General features: G+C 46.5%; 1 protein-coding gene and 1 pseudogene. Both read left to right on the forward strand.

The window, feature by feature from the left end:
- A pseudogene (locus HMPREF0083_RS29200) lies at positions 1-144 on the forward strand (sporulation protein YhbH); the annotation flags it as partial.
- Positions 141-975: SpoVR family protein (locus HMPREF0083_RS00810; RefSeq protein ID WP_021619006.1), on the forward strand; the 835-nt coding region annotated here is incomplete at its 3' end. The pseudogene HMPREF0083_RS29200 and the gene HMPREF0083_RS00810, both read left to right, overlap by 4 nt.

Below are 975 nucleotides of genomic sequence, written 5' to 3' on the forward strand. Positions count from 1 at the left end.
AATCAGTATAACCGACACTCCACTTTAATGTCAGCCTATAAGCATATTAAAGATCCGAAATTCAAACATTGCATTGTTCGTGAAAAAGGTGAGGTCTATAAAGCGCTGAAGACCTTCTTCGGGAAGGAGGCGGTGCAGGCATGACAGGAGAAGAAATTCGCCAGTTGGAGCGGGCAGTAGATGAAATTACGGAAATCGCCACAGGATTCGGACTTGATTTTTATCCGATGCGCTACGAAGTCTGCCCGGCGGATATCATCTACACATTCGGGGCATATGGCATGCCGACCCGCTTCTCGCATTGGAGTTTCGGGAAATCGTTTCATAGAATGAAGCTACAGTATGATCTAGGACTAAGTAAGATTTATGAGCTGGTTATTAACTCTAATCCGTGCTACGCATTTCTTCTGGATGGCAATTCACTCATCCAAAATAAACTTATTGTGGCCCATGTATTGGCGCACTGCGATTTCTTTAAGAATAATGTCCGATTCAGCCAAACGAACCGGGATATGGTAGAGAGTATGGCAGCGACAGCAGAACGGCTGCGCGAGTATGAGATCCGGTATGGAAAACAGACGGTGGAAGAATTTTTGGATGCAATATTGGCGATACAGGAGCATGTCGATCCAAGTTTGTGCCGCCATTTTAGCTGGGCGGAAGACCCTGAGAAGACGAGAGCAGAACTGGAGATTGGACATAAGCATCCGTACGGCGATTTATGGCTATTGGATGAAGAAGAACAAAAGCGCAAGATCACAGCGGAAGAAGAGGCGAAGAAACGTACAGAGCGTTTCCCGCCGGAGCCTGAGAAGGATTTGCTGTTGTTCATCGAGGAATTCAGTCCTCGTCTGGAGAATTGGCAGCGGGATGTACTGACTATTATGCGGGAAGAGATGCTTTATTTCTGGCCACAGATTGAAACGAAAATTATGAATGAGGGCTGGGCATCGTATTGGCATCAGCGGATTTTGC

This window comes from Aneurinibacillus aneurinilyticus ATCC 12856, from assembly GCF_000466385.1.
Lineage (GTDB): Bacteria > Bacillota > Bacilli > Aneurinibacillales > Aneurinibacillaceae > Aneurinibacillus > Aneurinibacillus aneurinilyticus.